Genomic DNA, 14,365 nt, shown 5'->3' with positions numbered 1-14,365 from the left:
ATGTCTACTTCAATGGGGTAGAATGCTGGTATAAGCCTAAATGAAGAGGTGTACATATGGAGAAGCTGGATTTTAAAAAAGCAAATAAGGAGCTATACCAGCCCAAAACTGTGCCTGGTGTTATTGATGTGCCGGAAATGACTTTCATCCAGGTGGACGGACAGGGTGATCCAAATGAGCCGGCGGGAGAATACCAGCGGGCTGTAGAAATCCTCTATGCGCTGTCGTATGCGATTAAAATGGCTCCTAAAAGCGGTCCGGCGCCAGAGGGATACTTCGAGTACGTCGTGCCTCCGCTGGAGGGCCAGTGGTGGCAGGAGGGCATTCACGGGGTGGATTACACACGAAAGGACAAGTTCTGCTGGACCGCGATGATCCGTCAGCCTGAGTTTGTGAATGAGCAGGTGTATGCTGCTGCTGTGGAGACGGTAAGCCGTAAAAAACCGCAGGTCGATGTTGTTAAAGCGCGGCTTGTAACCTTTACGGAGGGACTGTGTGTCCAGTGCATGCATATCGGCAGCTATGATGATGAACCGGCGACAGTGGAGAAAATGAACAGCTACATTGCTGCTAACGGGCTGCTGTGTGACCTGTCGGACATCCGGAAGCATCATGAGATTTATCTGTCCGACCCGCGCAAGTCGGATATAGCAAAGCTGAAAACGATTGTGCGGCATCCTGTGCGGAAGGCTGATTAATACTGTTAAATTTGAGCTCGGCAGGTAATGGGATCGGGGATTGGGTAAGTACAGAGTGAGCCTGTGCAGTGTAAACCGGAGGAGTGATGTGCGTGAAGCATTCAGAATCCAGACAGCTTGAAAATGACGACGTTGAACCCGCCGGGCAGCTGGCTTCCCTCCCTGTTATGCAACGTCATACAGGAGCTTATATTGACGAACAGCTGCTGCTCCAGCAGCGGATTGAGGCCGGTGGCCCGCTGCAGCGGGTTAGCTTAAGCAGCTTCCCTACACCAATTCGCTACATGGGCTATGCTGTTGTGTATGGCATCCCCCTGATCGTCGTAGCTCTAATCCTCATTAGTCTTTTAAAGTAAGCCGGCGTTTTTTGCCGCTGATGTCTCCTACCGTTTGTGTTTAAGGTCCCAACCAATCTAGTTGGATTTTTGCCACTTAAATCCGGTATTTTCCGCTATCTGCGGCCATTAGTTGGAAAAAAGGCATCTAGATCGGGCTATTTATCGCGCGATAGGGTATTTCAGCATAATTAAGTGTCGTTTTTCCAACTAGTCTCTGGGAAGAGGGTTTCACCGGTAAATTAGATGGCAAATTTCCACTTAGATAGACTTATTTGTTAACAAAGTGAGATCCGGGACGCCTCGCCTATAGTATTTGCCTGGTGACGCTGGGGGCACAGCCCCAGCCGTCATCACTTTGCTGCTCTTCCTCCCCGAACTGGGAAAGTCTACTGTTCAGGTGGAAGCGCGGAGGGGATTTTGGAACTGGAGGAGCGGAGCGTCCGCCTGAAAGCTTTCCGCAGGAAAGCTCGCTTCGTAAGCATGAGCAAAGTTTGGATTTCTGCCGCGGCCAGCGGTTTAAATCAGGAAATCCAAACATAACAGCGGCCGGAAGTCCACTCCCCTCCAGCAGCGCCCGGCACCAAACAGTATAAGCTACCAGCATACCTCTCACTCAATAGCGTCACTCACCTTTACCTGTTCGCTCCCATCACCTGTAAATATTTCCCGGTTTGACACCAAGACAAACTTCTGTCATAATTCCCTTTAGTTGAATATGCGCCTTTAATTCAGTCCCGTGAGGCTGGCAAGGTAACGTGAATCGAGGTTCGCGACAAATGGATGGGATCCGTATGAGTACGGATAGCCTCTTTATGCGCGCGGACACGCCATCTTTTTTAATCTGCGGATTTCACTCCTTGCCTGCTTTGGGCAAGGAGTTTTTTGTTTTCCGGGGGCTTGAACGGGCGTACAAGCGAAAGGATGGCTGGATAAATGGCTACCGAGAAAAACGTAATTATGGATGAAACGGCAATCCGCCGGGCGCTGTCGCGCATTGCGCACGAGATTTTGGAGAAAAACAAAGGTATCGAGAATTGTCTGCTGGTCGGCATCCGCACCCGCGGGGTGTATCTGGCACAACGGATCGCAGAGCGGATCAAAGAAATTGAGGGCGTAGAAATCGCCTGGGGTGAGCTCGACATCACGCACTACCGGGATGACCGCGAAGGCGGAGACAACCGGGAGGCAGCCGAGAGCATGCTGAAGCTTCCGGAAGGCAGCGGCGGCATCCGCGACAAGAAAGTGATCTTGTTCGACGATGTGCTGTACACCGGACGGACGATCCGCGCAGCGATGGATGCCCTGATGGACTGCGGACGGCCGCGGATGATTCAGCTGGCTGTACTGGCCGACCGCGGACACCGCGAGCTGCCGATCCGGCCGGACTACATCGGCAAAAACGTGCCGACCTCCAGGCATGAAGAAATTGAAGTTTCGCTTACGGAATACGACGGCAAAGACGAGGTTTACATTATTTCCAACCGGGAGGAAAGATAACAATGATGACAGCAACCAAGGTGAAGGAACGCAGTCTGCTGGGGATTAAAGAGCTGGACCGGACAGAGCTTCTGCAGCTTTTGAACAGAACCGCGTATTGGGATAATCAGGCTGAGAAGCTGACACCGGTGCTGAGATCACAGTTTGTAGCTAATATGTTTTTTGAAAACAGCACACGGACCCGCTTTTCCTTTGAAATGGCTGAGAAACGCCTTGGGGTGCAAGTGCTGAATTTTACGGCGGCAGCTTCCAGTGTAGAAAAAGGCGAGTCGATCTACGATACAGTGCGCACACTGGAATCGATGGGGATCGACGCCGGAGTTGTGCGTTTGAAGCCTGCAGGCGTGCTGCAGCAGCTGGCGGAGAAGGTATCCATCCCGCTGATCAATGCCGGAGACGGAAACAACGAGCATCCGACCCAGGCGCTGCTGGACATGTATACGATGACCAAAAATTTTGGCGAGCTGAAGGGCCTCAAAGTTTCGATTATAGGGGACATTATGCATAGCCGGGTGGCCCGCTCGAACCTCTGGGGACTGACGAAGCTGGGAGCAAGCGTGCAGTTCTGCGCACCGGACAGTATGAAGGCACCTGAACTGGCACAGTATGCACCCTACGTTAGTATAGAAGAAGCACTGAAGGCGGACGTGGTTATGATGCTGAGAGTGCAGCTGGAGCGCCACGCAACGGGCATTCTACAGTCAGCTGATGAGTACCGCAAGCAGTACGGACTCACAGAAGAGCGGGCGGCTAAGCTGGATAAGAACACAATCATCATGCATCCGGCACCGGTGAACCGCAATGTGGAGATCGATGATGCGGTGGTCGAGAGCGGCCAGTCACGGATTTTCCCGCAGATGGCGAACGGTGTACCGGTAAGAATGGCTGTCATGGAGCGTGCACTTCAGTAGAAGAGATTGGCACCAAAAAAACCTGACATAAATGGATTAATAAATATACACAAAGATGAATTTTTATTATATAATACAAACAGAGCTTGGAGCTGCGGCTTGCAGGCAAAAGGAGAATCATCATCGTGATCATTAGAAACGCCAGCATATTGAACAAAGACGGCGAACTGGAAGTCAAGCACATCGTGGTTCAGGACGGAATCATTACAGCGGTTGAAAGTGAGCTTCCGGCAGAAGAATCCGGTGAGATTGTAGATGCGGAAGGCAAGCTGCTGGTACCGGGCCTGATCGATATGCACGTGCATCTGCGCGAGCCGGGCTTTGAGCATAAAGAAACGATTGAAACCGGCGCACGGTCTGCGGCCAAGGGCGGATTCACCACCATCGCCTGCATGCCGAACACCCGGCCGGTGACTGACACTCCCGAAATCGTCGAGCTGGTAAAGGAAAAAGCACGTGAAGCCGGACTCGTTAAAGTACTGCCATATGCGGCAATCACCAAAAATGAGCTTGGCCGCGAGCTGACGGACTTTGCCGCCTTGAAGGAAGCCGGAGCGATCGGCTTTACGGATGACGGTGTGGGTGTACAGACTGCTCAGATGATGAAGGATGCGATGAAGCTGGCAGCAAGCCTGGATATGCCGGTCATCGCTCACTGTGAGGATGATTCGCTGGTCGAGGGCTGTGCGGTGAATGAAGGTACTTTTGCCACGAAGCATGGTCTGAAGGGGATCCCGAACGAGTCGGAAGCCATTCATGTCGGACGCGACATTCTGCTCGCTGAAGCGACAGGCGTACACTACCATGTCTGCCATGTCAGCACAGAGCAGTCGGTTCGGCTGATCCGCCAGGCCAAGCAAATCGGCATTAAAGTAACCGCTGAGGTATGTCCGCACCATCTGCTGCTCTCTGAAGAGGATATCCCGGGAATGGATGCCAACTGGAAAATGAACCCGCCGCTGCGCTCCCGCCGCGATGTGGAAGCCTGCATCGAGGGGCTGCTGGACGGAACGATTGACATCATCGTAACGGACCATGCGCCGCACAGCGAAGAAGAAAAAGCCAAGGGCATGCAGCTTGCGCCGTTTGGCATCGTCGGCTTCGAGACAGCCTTCCCGCTGCTGTATACCGCTTTTGTAGCGACAGGCAAATGGGATCTGTCCCTGCTGGTACAGCGGATGACCGCTGATCCGGCCCGCGTGTTCCGGCTGAACACAGGCAGTCTGGCAGTAGGTGCGCCGGCTGACTTGACACTGATTGACCTGAATGAAGAGCAGGTGGTAGACCCGGCCACTTTTGCTACTAAGGGACGCAATACACCGTTCACCGGATGGAAGCTGAAAGGCTGGCCGGTAGCAACCTGGGTAGACGGCAAGGCCGTCTGGACGAAAGCTAACTAACGATCCTGACTGGATCAGGATAGAGACAATAGAATCAGACTACAGAAACAAGAAGGAGTGGAAGGAAATGCAGGCAAGATTGCTGCTTCAGGACGGAACGCTGTTTACAGGGACCGCATTTGGCGCTGAGGGCGAAATGACAGGCGAGGTTGTTTTTAACACAGGGATTACAGGTTATCAGGAGGTGCTGTCGGACCCATCCTACTGCGGACAGATCGTAACCATGACATATCCGCTGATCGGGAACTACGGTATTACCCGTGATGATTTTGAATCCGTGCGTCCTTTTGTACACGGCTTTGTTGTACGCCGCCATGAAGATGTGCCAAGCAACTGGCGCGCTGAATACAGTGTGGATGACCTGTTGAAGGAATACGGCATTCCAGGGATCAGCGAGATCGATACCCGGATGCTGACCCGCATTATCCGCCACTACGGAACGATGAAAGCCATTCTGACTACTTCTAACAAGCGTGTAGAAGAACTGATGGAAATGATGGGCGACACGACTATTGAAGAGCTGCGCAACCAGGTTGCCCGCACTTCTACTACTACAAGCTATAGCAGCCCTGGAACAAAGGAGCGGATCGTGCTGGTTGATTACGGCGCGAAGACGGGTATCCTCCGTGAACTGAACAACCGCGGCTGTGATGTAGTGGTTGTGCCTCATGATGTAACTGCGGACGAAATCCGCCGCTTGAACCCTGACGGCATCCAGCTGTCCAACGGCCCTGGGGACCCGAAAGATGTACCTTATGCTGTGAACACCATTTCCGAGCTGCTTGGCGAATATCCGATCTTCGGCATCTGCCTGGGCCACCAATTGTTCGCACTTGCCTGCGGCGCAGACACCGAGAAGCTGAAATTCGGCCACCGCGGCGGTAACCACCCGGTTAAGGAGCTTGAAAGCGGACGCTGCTTCATCACCTCGCAGAACCACGGCTACACCGTTAATGAAGAATCTGTGCAGAGCACCGAGCTTGAAGTGACGCACATCAACAATAATGACAAGACCATTGAAGGGCTGAAGCATAGCCGGTACCCTGCCTTTTCGGTGCAATACCATCCGGAAGCAGCGCCGGGACCGCATGACAGCAGCTATCTGTTCGACCGTTTCCTGCAGATGATTGCCGATCACAAAGCGAAGACGCCTGCCGGTTCACGCCAGGCACAGCTTGCTGCCAATGCCAGAATCACGGCACCTAAACTAACAACGAAGCTTGAAGCCGTGAAAGGAGCTCTATAATCATGCCTAAGAATGATAAACTTAAAAAAATCCTCGTCATCGGCTCTGGTCCGATCGTCATCGGCCAGGCCGCCGAGTTCGACTATGCAGGCACACAGGCCTGCCAGGCTCTGAAAGAAGAAGGCGTCGAGGTTGTACTGATCAACAGCAACCCGGCCACCATCATGACCGATACTAACATGGCTGATAAAGTCTATATCGAGCCAATCACCCTGGAGTTCGTAACAGGCATCATCCGGCAGGAGCGTCCGGATGGACTGCTGCCGACACTGGGCGGCCAGACCGGTCTGAATATGGCGGTTGAACTGGCGCGTGCCGGCGTATTGGAAGCAGAGAACGTGAAGCTGCTGGGTACTCAGCTGCATTCAATCGAGAAGGCAGAAGACCGTGACCTGTTCCGCGAATTGATGCGCGAGCTGGATCAGCCGGTTCCGGAAAGTATCATTATTACTACCGTAGATGAAGCGATGAGCTTCGCCGAAGAAATCGGCTTTCCGCTGATCGTACGCCCGGCTTATACACTGGGCGGAACTGGCGGCGGAATCTGCGACACTGCGGAAGAGCTGCGTGAGACTGTCAAAGCGGGTATCCGCTACAGCCCGATCGGCCAGTGTCTGGTTGAGAAGAGCATCGCCGGCATGAAGGAAGTAGAATATGAAGTTATGCGTGACGCGAATGATAACTGTATCGTAGTCTGCAACATGGAGAACTTTGACCCTGTAGGTGTGCACACTGGCGACAGTATCGTTGTGGCACCGAGCCAGACGCTCTCCGACCGTGAATACCAGATGCTGCGCAGTGCTTCACTGAAGATCATCCGTGCGCTGAACATCGAAGGCGGCTGTAACGTACAGTTCGCACTTGATCCGTACAGCTATCAATATTATGTAATTGAAGTAAATCCGCGTGTCAGCCGCTCTTCGGCGCTTGCTTCCAAAGCAACCGGCTATCCAATCGCCAAGATGGCAGCCAAAATCGCCCTCGGCTACACGCTCGACGAAATCGTCAACCCGGTTACCGGTCAGACGTATGCCTGCTTCGAACCGACACTGGATTATATCGTCAGCAAAATCCCGCGCTGGCCGTTTGACAAGTTCACCTCGGCGAACCGCAAGCTTGGTACACAAATGAAAGCGACGGGCGAAGTTATGGCGATTGGCCGTACTTTTGAAGAGTCGATCCACAAGGCTGTCCGTTCCCTGGAAATCGGAGTTCACCGCTTCCGTCTGCCGGGTGCAGAGCTGCTGGAAGACAGTGTCCTGCGTAACCGTCTGGCAAAAGCGGATGACGAGCGCCTGTTCCTGATCGCCGAAGCCTACCGCCGCGGTTATCAATTGCAGGAAATCCAGGATATTACCAAGGTAGACTGGTGGTTCCTGTCCAAGATTGAAGGACTGGTGCAATTCGAGGATGTGCTGCGCAGCGAAGAAACGCTGAGCGCTGAAACATTGTACCAGGCGAAGCGCAAAGGCTTTACTGACCGTGCTATCGCCGAGATCCGCGCTGAAGGCCGTCCTGGCGGCGCACAGACGAAGGAAGCGGATGTCCGCAGCCTGCGCCTGGCCCAAGGTCTGACTCCGGTCTTCAAGATGGTAGATACCTGTGCAGCTGAATTCGAAGCATCGACACCTTACTACTACTCGACTTATGAAACCGAAAACGAAGTGACTCATTCTGACAAGCAGAAGGTTGTAGTACTCGGCTCGGGCCCGATCCGTATCGGTCAGGGGATTGAGTTCGACTACTCCACTGTACATGCGGTATGGGCGATTCAGAACGCCGGCTATGAGGCCGTTATTATCAACAACAACCCGGAGACAGTGTCTACGGATTTCAATACCTCGGACCGGTTGTATTTTGAACCGCTGTTCTTTGAAGATGTAATGAACGTCATTGCCCAGGAGAATCCGATTGGGGTTATCGTGCAGTTTGGCGGCCAGACGGCCATCAACCTTGCTGCGCCACTGGCGGCTGCCGGCGTGAACATCCTCGGAACCAGCCTGTCGAGCATCGACGAAGCCGAAGACCGCAAGCGGTTCGAAGCGCTGCTGGCCCGTCTGGATATTGCACAGCCGAAAGGCAAGACAGTAACCGATACAAGCCAGGCAGTAGAAACAGCCCAATCCCTCGGCTATCCGGTGCTGGTGCGTCCTTCCTACGTGCTGGGCGGCCGTGCGATGGAAATCGTGTATAACGACGCTGAACTGATGAGCTATATGGTTGAAGCGGTCAAAATCAATCCGGAGCATCCGGTCCTGATCGACCGTTATATGCTCGGCAAAGAGGTTGAGGTTGACGCAATCTGCGACGGTGAGACTGTGGTTATCCCGGGTATCATGGAGCATGTGGAGCGCGCAGGCGTCCACTCCGGCGACTCCATCGCCGTATATCCTCCGCAGTACCTGGATGAAGGCCTGAAGCAGAAGATCACCGACATCACGATCAAAATTGCCAAAGAGCTGAAGACGATCGGTCTGGTGAACATCCAGTTCGTTATCTACCAGAACGAAGTGTACGTAATCGAAGTGAATCCGCGCTCCTCGCGTACGGTTCCGTTCCTGAGCAAGGTAACCGGCATTCCAATGGCCAATCTGGCGACCAAAATCATCCTCGGCGGCAACCTGAAGGAAGAGGGTTACACAGAAGGTCTCTGGCCGGAGAGCGACTATGTATCGGTTAAAGTGCCGGTATTCTCTTTTGCCAAGCTGCGCAGAGTTGAGCCTACCCTCGGACCTGAGATGAAATCGACCGGTGAGGTTATGGGCCGCGACAAGCTGTATGCCAAGGCGCTGTACAAAGGTCTGATCGGAGCAGGTATGAAAATCCCGGCAACCGGCGCGATCATCGTTACAGTAGCGGATAAAGACAAAGCCGAAGCAGTTGAACTAATGAAGGGCTTCCATGCTCTGGGCTACAAAATCATCGCCACAGGCGGCACGGCGCAGGCGCTGGAGCAGTCCGGCCTGAACGTGATGAACGTCAACAAGCTGGACGAAGGCGAGCCTACGATCCTCGACCTGATCCGCAGCGGTCAAGCAAACTTCGTGTTCAATACCCTGACCAAGGGTAAAACACCTGAGCGTGACGGCTTCCGCATCCGCCGCGAAGCGGTTGAGAACGGCGTGGTATGTATGACCTCGCTCGATACCGTAGCAGCACTGCTGAAAATGCTGCAGACAATCAACTTCTCGTCACAGTCGATGCCTGCTTTTGTCGGACAATAATATAGAATACCAGGAGCCGTCTGCGGACGGTTCCACACAGAGGACGGTTTGCGTTAGCGCAGACCGTTCAACTGTGCCCGGGCAAGCAGATGATGATTGAAGGAGAGGAAGAACGACCCATGGAACAGCAAATCCCAGAGCAGACAGAGCATGAGACGATTGGTCAGATTACAAAACGGGATGAAATGGCCGGCAGGCTGATGATTCCGCTCGATTATCCGGATGCAGATTCGGCGAGAGTCCTGATTGATAAGCTGGAAGGCATCCCTTGCTATTTGAAGGTCGGCATGCAGCTTTTCTATGCAGCAGGACCGGATTTTATCAGAGAGCTCAAGGAACGCGGTTACTCCGTCTTCCTAGACGTTAAAATGCATGATATCCCGAATACTGTCCGGGGCGGTGCTGAGAGCATCACCAGACTTGGTGTAGACATGTTCAACGTGCATGCCTCCGGCGGCAAGACGATGATGGCCGCAGCGCTGGAGGGAGCCGCCAAGGCGGTCAGCCTGAATCCTTCGCTGCATATCCCGCTGATCATTGCGGTTACACAGCTTACAAGTACGAGCCAGGAAGTCATGAATGAAGAGATCGGCATTGCCGGGAACGTAGAGGATACTGTAGTGCGTTATGCCAAGCTTACAGCTGAAGCCGGTTTGCACGGCGTAGTTGCTTCTCCGCAGGAGTCGGCAGCGATCGCAGCAGCCTGCGGTCCGGAATTCGTCACGGTAACCCCGGGTATTCGTCCGGCAGGTTCTTCTCTGGACGACCAGTCGCGTGTAATGACGCCTGGACAAGCCATCCGTCAAGGCAGCCACTTCCTGGTTATAGGCCGGCCGATTACCGCAGCAGCCGACCCGCGCGCAGCAGCACTATCCATTATTGAGGAGATGACACAAGCATGAGTACATTGTCTAATACAAGCAAGCAAGTTGCAGCCTATCTGCTGGAGATCGGGGCCGTTGCCCTGCGTCCGCAGGACCCGTTCACCTGGACCTCCGGCATTAAGTCGCCGATCTATTGCGATAACCGTCTTACGATGTCCTTCCCGGAAGTCCGGAACTATATTGCAGGCGGCTTTGCCGAGCTGATTAAAGCCAGCTATCCCGAAGCGCAGGTTATTGCAGGTACAGCGACCGCCGGTATTCCGCATGCAGCCTGGGTGTCCGACAAGCTGAATTTGCCAATGGCTTATATCCGCGATAAGGCTAAAGGCCACGGCAAACAGAACCAGATCGAGGGCAGTATCTCTCCGGGCCAAAAAGTCATCGTCATCGAGGACCTGATCTCTACGGGCGGCAGCTCGATCAAAGCAGCGCAGGCTGTGGAAGAGGCAGGTGGAGAGGTGCTGGCTGTTCTCGCAATCTTCAGCTATGAGCTGGACCGGGCGACCGAGGCGTTCGCAGCAGCCGGTGTGCCGCTGCAGAGCCTGTCCAATTACACAACCCTGATTGATGTAGCCCTGAGCCAGGGTAAGATCGCTGAGAGCGATGTAGCCCTGCTGCAATCGTGGCGCAAAGATCCGGCTTCATTCGGAGTGTAAGCTGATTCAAAATATTTTAATTGCGGGACTTGCGGCTTTCCGGTTGGGGAGCCGTGGGTCCCGCATATTTATCTGCCATGATGGGGTATGCTATAACTGCAGCGCTGAACCAACTTCAAAGGAGACACCCATCATGAACTGGATATACTTTGCTAAGCTGTTCAGGACGAGATTTCAGGCAGGCTGTCTGGCCAAAAGACTGGAGCAGGACGGCTGGATTTACGGCTATCATGACCCGCAATTCGTGGAAATTTACCGTTCGCGGAAGGGGCGGTACGGGGTTCGGTTTTTACCCTGAGGAATTAACAAATTCATCCTTGACTTTAAGGCCTTATTTAATGTATATTAACTATTGTCGCTGTTTGAATAAGTTTACTGACGCGGGGTGGAGCAGCCCGGTAGCTCGTCGGGCTCATAACCCGAAGGCCGCAGGTTCAAATCCTGCCCCCGCAACCAATTATTCTTTTACAGCCATTGTACATTCGGATACCTAGTCCGGGCCCTTAGCTCAGTTGGTTAGAGCGGTCGGCTCATAACCGATTGGTCACAGGTTCGAGTCCTGTAGGGCCCACTTCACTAAACCCCTTGCCTAGCAAGGGGTTTTTGCTTTGTTTATAACCAATCCTCATAAAGCTCAGGTCTTTGAAATCTAACGAAGTCCATGAAACGGGATAACAGGTTTAGGTTATTAAGTTCATTCAAAAGTATGTTAGGCTTTGGGGAGTGACATACGAATGAGTGCACAAGATCAATGGCAATGAGATTTTGTGATGGGGTTAGCAGAATGTGCCTCAATGCCGCATCGATTCTGTGCAGGCCTAGGCGCTTCATTTCCTCCAGCAAATCAATTATTTTTTCGGCTATGGCATCATCAATGCTTGGATTATGAAGAAGGTATTCATCTAGCCCCTGCCCCTGTATAAACTCCATTACATTATAATTCACTCCGGCTTCAAATAATTTTGGGAAGAATGAAGAAGATTGCACATGCGTAAGCACAGTGGACTCCAGCTTAGCATCATCGGGAAACGCATAGATCTTAACGCATTTGCCGGAATCCAATAGAAATACAGCGCCTTGCGCACCGGCTCCAATAAAGGATAGAGATGTAGGGTTATGAAAAGCCACCTTGTAATTTGATCCTGGATACTGGATTCCGGGAAAAATCTTTATTGTTAAAATCCTTACTCCATACAGGGAAATGAAGCCGGACTGCTTCTATCGCCTCACGTAATAGGGCTAATCTCGTGTGCAGGTAACGAACGATTGCACGATCTTGACTGTCCGTGAACCCCCATTCAACGGGTAAACCGGCTACTGCTTGCCTAAGCTCAAGAAGCATAAGAGACTCAAACTTCTGCAACGCAGCTTCAAAAGGAGATTTACTATCCAGAAAAGGCACGAATTTCTGATACAACTCACCCCAGTAAGTAGAAATATAAGGCTGATGGATCAAAATGGAACGTTCATTCCATCCTGGTCCTCTCAGAATGTTAGCCTGGTCGATCATCCACAGATGGGATATTCGGGAAGGGGTCATTAAAAGATTGGTACTTGCATCATGAAACCTATGCCGGTCATTGTTGTTCAGCCAGTAATCAAATAAAATGATATCAGCAGCTTTATCAATATTATCTGCCTTGGAAAAATCAGAGTCCGGAGTCACATTTACAGCATTCTCGATGTAGAGGCTCCCGAAATGCGGACCTGCTTGTGCATATTCTCTTTGAAGTTCAGAATTACGTGAAATAATCTCCTTATCCAGAAGTATGACCTCTCCTTGTGGTACTGGAAGATCAAGCAGAAGGGCTAATCTGTAGCTAATGTATTCATTAATCAGAACCATGCTGCCTTGAGGATTGGAGCTGAGTTTAACCACGTACATTTGGCCGTCCTCACAACGTATTAAATGTGGGCGGGTGTATCCTGATTCGATGGGCTTAATATAATGTTCACCGCGCATCATTAGAAATCACCTTCTCATCTTAAATTATGAGACGGAATAATTTTGAGATTAGGCGAAATGGTATTTAATTTGTATGAAAGTTCCTATGGAAGTGTACACATCCCTATAACACATATCAGAAAATATTATAAGAAGCATGAGTCTTTGAAGTATATATAAAATAACCCGCCGGCTCTCGCCTGACGGGTCATTCAATTCAAATACTATGTGTTGGGCAGGTAATCCGGATTGTCTAGGATTTGCTCTACAATATACAGCAAATCATCATCATTCACGTATTCATCGCCGGCCTGCTGCGCGTTGTACTTTACCGGGTCAACATCTGCAGCAAAATACTTAAAATATCTTGCATCTATGGCAAGATCCACAAGAGTGAATTTGCCTGATTTGTTGACGTCAGTTGCTTCTATAATGATGTTATCTTCCAAACAATTCATTGCTTCTAAATCATATTCCTCTTCGGTATCAGCAATCCTTGCCTTTGTAGAATCGACGACTGCAGTACCCGGTGCTTTTGCTTTAAACCTTAGTTTTAAAATAACTGTATCCTCGTTGATGCCGTATGCTTCCCCTTGGCTGGCTACGATAAAGCGTATGGTTCCGTTTTGATCCATTGGCTTATTGTAGACTTTATAGCCGGTTACTTCTTCAAAACCCAGATATTGCAGATGCTCTTTATCATACTTCAATTCGAGGTCTTCAGCATAAATATTGTTCACATTTTTGAGGGAAATGTCAGCTGTAAATTCTTTACCCAAACCGATTTTTTCAGGCATGATGGTTACGTCAAGAGTAGGCGCTTCTGATGGTGCTGGCGTAGCTGTCCCTATGGGTGTTGATGATGGTGTGGGTTCCGGTGTGGCTGTCGGTGCTGGCGTAGCTGTTGGTTCTGGTGATGGTGAAGCTGTCGCTACCGGTGTTGGTAATGGTGTCGGTTCCGGTGTGGCTGCCGGTGTTGGCGAGGCTAACGGAGTGGGGGCCAAAACTAAATTAGCCTTGCCCGACTCATTTCCTGCTTTATCTATGGCCGATACGGCAAAAGTATAATCCGTACCATTGTTCAGACCAGTTACCGTTGACGTTGTGGTTGTAACAGTAGTGTAAAGTACTCCATTGTTATAGACCTTGTAACCCGCGATATCGCTTTCGCTATTGGCATTCCAATTCAAAATGACCTGACCATCATTTGCACTTCCTGTAAGTCCTGACGGTATGCCTGGAGGTGTATAATCTTGTACAGTGCCAAACATGTCGAATTCATAAACTCTTGCAACAGCTGTGTTCGATGTGTTAAAAATAGAAGCCTGAAATACGCCTGAAACTGTTGTAATCGTATGTATTTTGTCATCTGCAGTTATTGTCTGTTTACTTAATTCTTTCCAGCTGCTGTCATACAAATAGAGGACAAAAGTCCCTGTACCATTCAAACGGTAGCTATTAACCGTCATCCGATCTTTTGAGCTAGGTTGTAAATAAGCTAAACCCGATCTATAACCGGGAGCACCTGCATTGGGATCATTCGCTTTAACCAAGTCCCAGTACGTA

Annotated in this window: 13 protein-coding genes and 2 tRNA genes; 12 read left to right on the top strand and 3 right to left on the bottom strand. The window is 51.3% G+C overall.

The annotated features are described in order from the left end of the window. The first annotated feature begins 56 nt into the window (after nucleotides 1-56). The 12 genes from NST84_RS22585 (at nucleotide 57) to NST84_RS22530 (ending at nucleotide 11,425) form a co-directional block, all read left to right on the top strand. Complete coding sequence (locus NST84_RS22585) at nucleotides 57-698, top strand: GyrI-like domain-containing protein (protein WP_342562376.1); 642 nt, start codon at nucleotides 57-59, stop codon at nucleotides 696-698. Nucleotides 699-790: 92 nt separating this feature from the next. After that, complete coding sequence (locus NST84_RS22580; protein WP_342562375.1) at nucleotides 791-1,054, top strand: hypothetical protein; 264 nt, start codon at nucleotides 791-793, stop codon at nucleotides 1,052-1,054. A 915-nt stretch (nucleotides 1,055-1,969) separates the two neighbouring features. Next, nucleotides 1,970-2,533 carry a bifunctional pyr operon transcriptional regulator/uracil phosphoribosyltransferase PyrR gene (gene pyrR / locus NST84_RS22575; RefSeq protein WP_342562374.1) on the top strand — a complete coding sequence of 188 codons (564 nt, stop codon included), beginning with the start codon at nucleotides 1,970-1,972 and terminating at the stop codon, nucleotides 2,531-2,533. A gap of 2 nt (nucleotides 2,534-2,535) precedes the next feature. Continuing rightward, on the top strand, nucleotides 2,536-3,444 hold the full coding sequence (locus NST84_RS22570; RefSeq protein ID WP_342562373.1) for an aspartate carbamoyltransferase catalytic subunit: 909 nt from the start codon (nucleotides 2,536-2,538) through the stop codon (nucleotides 3,442-3,444). A gap of 119 nt (nucleotides 3,445-3,563) precedes the next feature. Then, nucleotides 3,564-4,844 (top strand): dihydroorotase, encoded by a 1,281-nt coding sequence (locus NST84_RS22565; RefSeq protein WP_342566496.1) that lies wholly within the window; start codon nucleotides 3,564-3,566, stop codon nucleotides 4,842-4,844. 67 nt (nucleotides 4,845-4,911) lie between these two features. Beyond that, nucleotides 4,912-6,090 carry a glutamine-hydrolyzing carbamoyl-phosphate synthase small subunit gene (carA, locus tag NST84_RS22560; protein ID WP_342562372.1) on the top strand — a complete coding sequence of 393 codons (1,179 nt, stop codon included), beginning with the start codon at nucleotides 4,912-4,914 and terminating at the stop codon, nucleotides 6,088-6,090. Nucleotides 6,091-6,092: 2 nt separating this feature from the next. Beyond that, nucleotides 6,093-9,314: a carbamoyl-phosphate synthase large subunit gene (carB, locus tag NST84_RS22555; protein WP_342562371.1), complete on the top strand. Its 3,222-nt coding sequence runs from the start codon at nucleotides 6,093-6,095 to the stop codon at nucleotides 9,312-9,314. A 185-nt stretch (nucleotides 9,315-9,499) separates the two neighbouring features. Continuing rightward, nucleotides 9,500-10,216 (top strand): orotidine-5'-phosphate decarboxylase, encoded by a 717-nt coding sequence (gene pyrF / locus NST84_RS22550; RefSeq protein ID WP_342566495.1) that lies wholly within the window; start codon nucleotides 9,500-9,502, stop codon nucleotides 10,214-10,216. After that, nucleotides 10,213-10,854 (top strand): orotate phosphoribosyltransferase, encoded by a 642-nt coding sequence (gene pyrE / locus NST84_RS22545; RefSeq protein WP_039875901.1) that lies wholly within the window; start codon nucleotides 10,213-10,215, stop codon nucleotides 10,852-10,854. Before pyrF ends, pyrE begins: the two co-directional genes overlap by 4 nt. A 133-nt stretch (nucleotides 10,855-10,987) precedes the next feature. Further along, on the top strand, nucleotides 10,988-11,152 hold the full coding sequence (locus NST84_RS22540; RefSeq protein WP_167336667.1) for a hypothetical protein: 165 nt from the start codon (nucleotides 10,988-10,990) through the stop codon (nucleotides 11,150-11,152). 81 nt (nucleotides 11,153-11,233) lie between these two features. Then, nucleotides 11,234-11,310, top strand: a tRNA-Met gene (locus NST84_RS22535). A 41-nt stretch (nucleotides 11,311-11,351) separates the two neighbouring features. After that, nucleotides 11,352-11,425, top strand: a tRNA-Ile gene (locus tag NST84_RS22530). Between the two features lie 41 nt (nucleotides 11,426-11,466). Here the strand turns inward: NST84_RS22530 and NST84_RS22525 are convergent. From NST84_RS22525 to NST84_RS22515, 3 genes are all read right to left on the bottom strand, one after another. After that, nucleotides 11,467-11,982 carry a serine/threonine protein kinase gene (locus tag NST84_RS22525; protein WP_342562370.1) on the bottom strand — a complete coding sequence of 172 codons (516 nt, stop codon included), beginning with the start codon at nucleotides 11,980-11,982 and terminating at the stop codon, nucleotides 11,467-11,469. After that, nucleotides 11,969-12,820: a HipA family kinase gene (locus NST84_RS22520; protein WP_342562369.1), complete on the bottom strand. Its 852-nt coding sequence runs from the start codon at nucleotides 12,818-12,820 to the stop codon at nucleotides 11,969-11,971. The genes NST84_RS22525 and NST84_RS22520 overlap by 14 nt, the downstream gene beginning before the upstream one ends. Nucleotides 12,821-13,023: 203 nt before the next feature. Next, nucleotides 13,024-14,352, bottom strand: coding sequence for a cohesin domain-containing protein (locus NST84_RS22515; RefSeq protein WP_342562368.1), 1,329 nt, complete (start codon nucleotides 14,350-14,352; stop codon nucleotides 13,024-13,026). Between the last annotated feature and the right edge of the window lie 13 nt (nucleotides 14,353-14,365).

Source organism: Paenibacillus sp. FSL R7-0345, from assembly GCF_038595055.1.
Taxonomy (GTDB): Bacteria; Bacillota; Bacilli; order Paenibacillales; family Paenibacillaceae; genus Paenibacillus_AQ.
The sequence above is the reverse complement of the archived record's forward strand: the minus strand, read 5'-3'. Positions and strand labels throughout refer to the sequence as shown.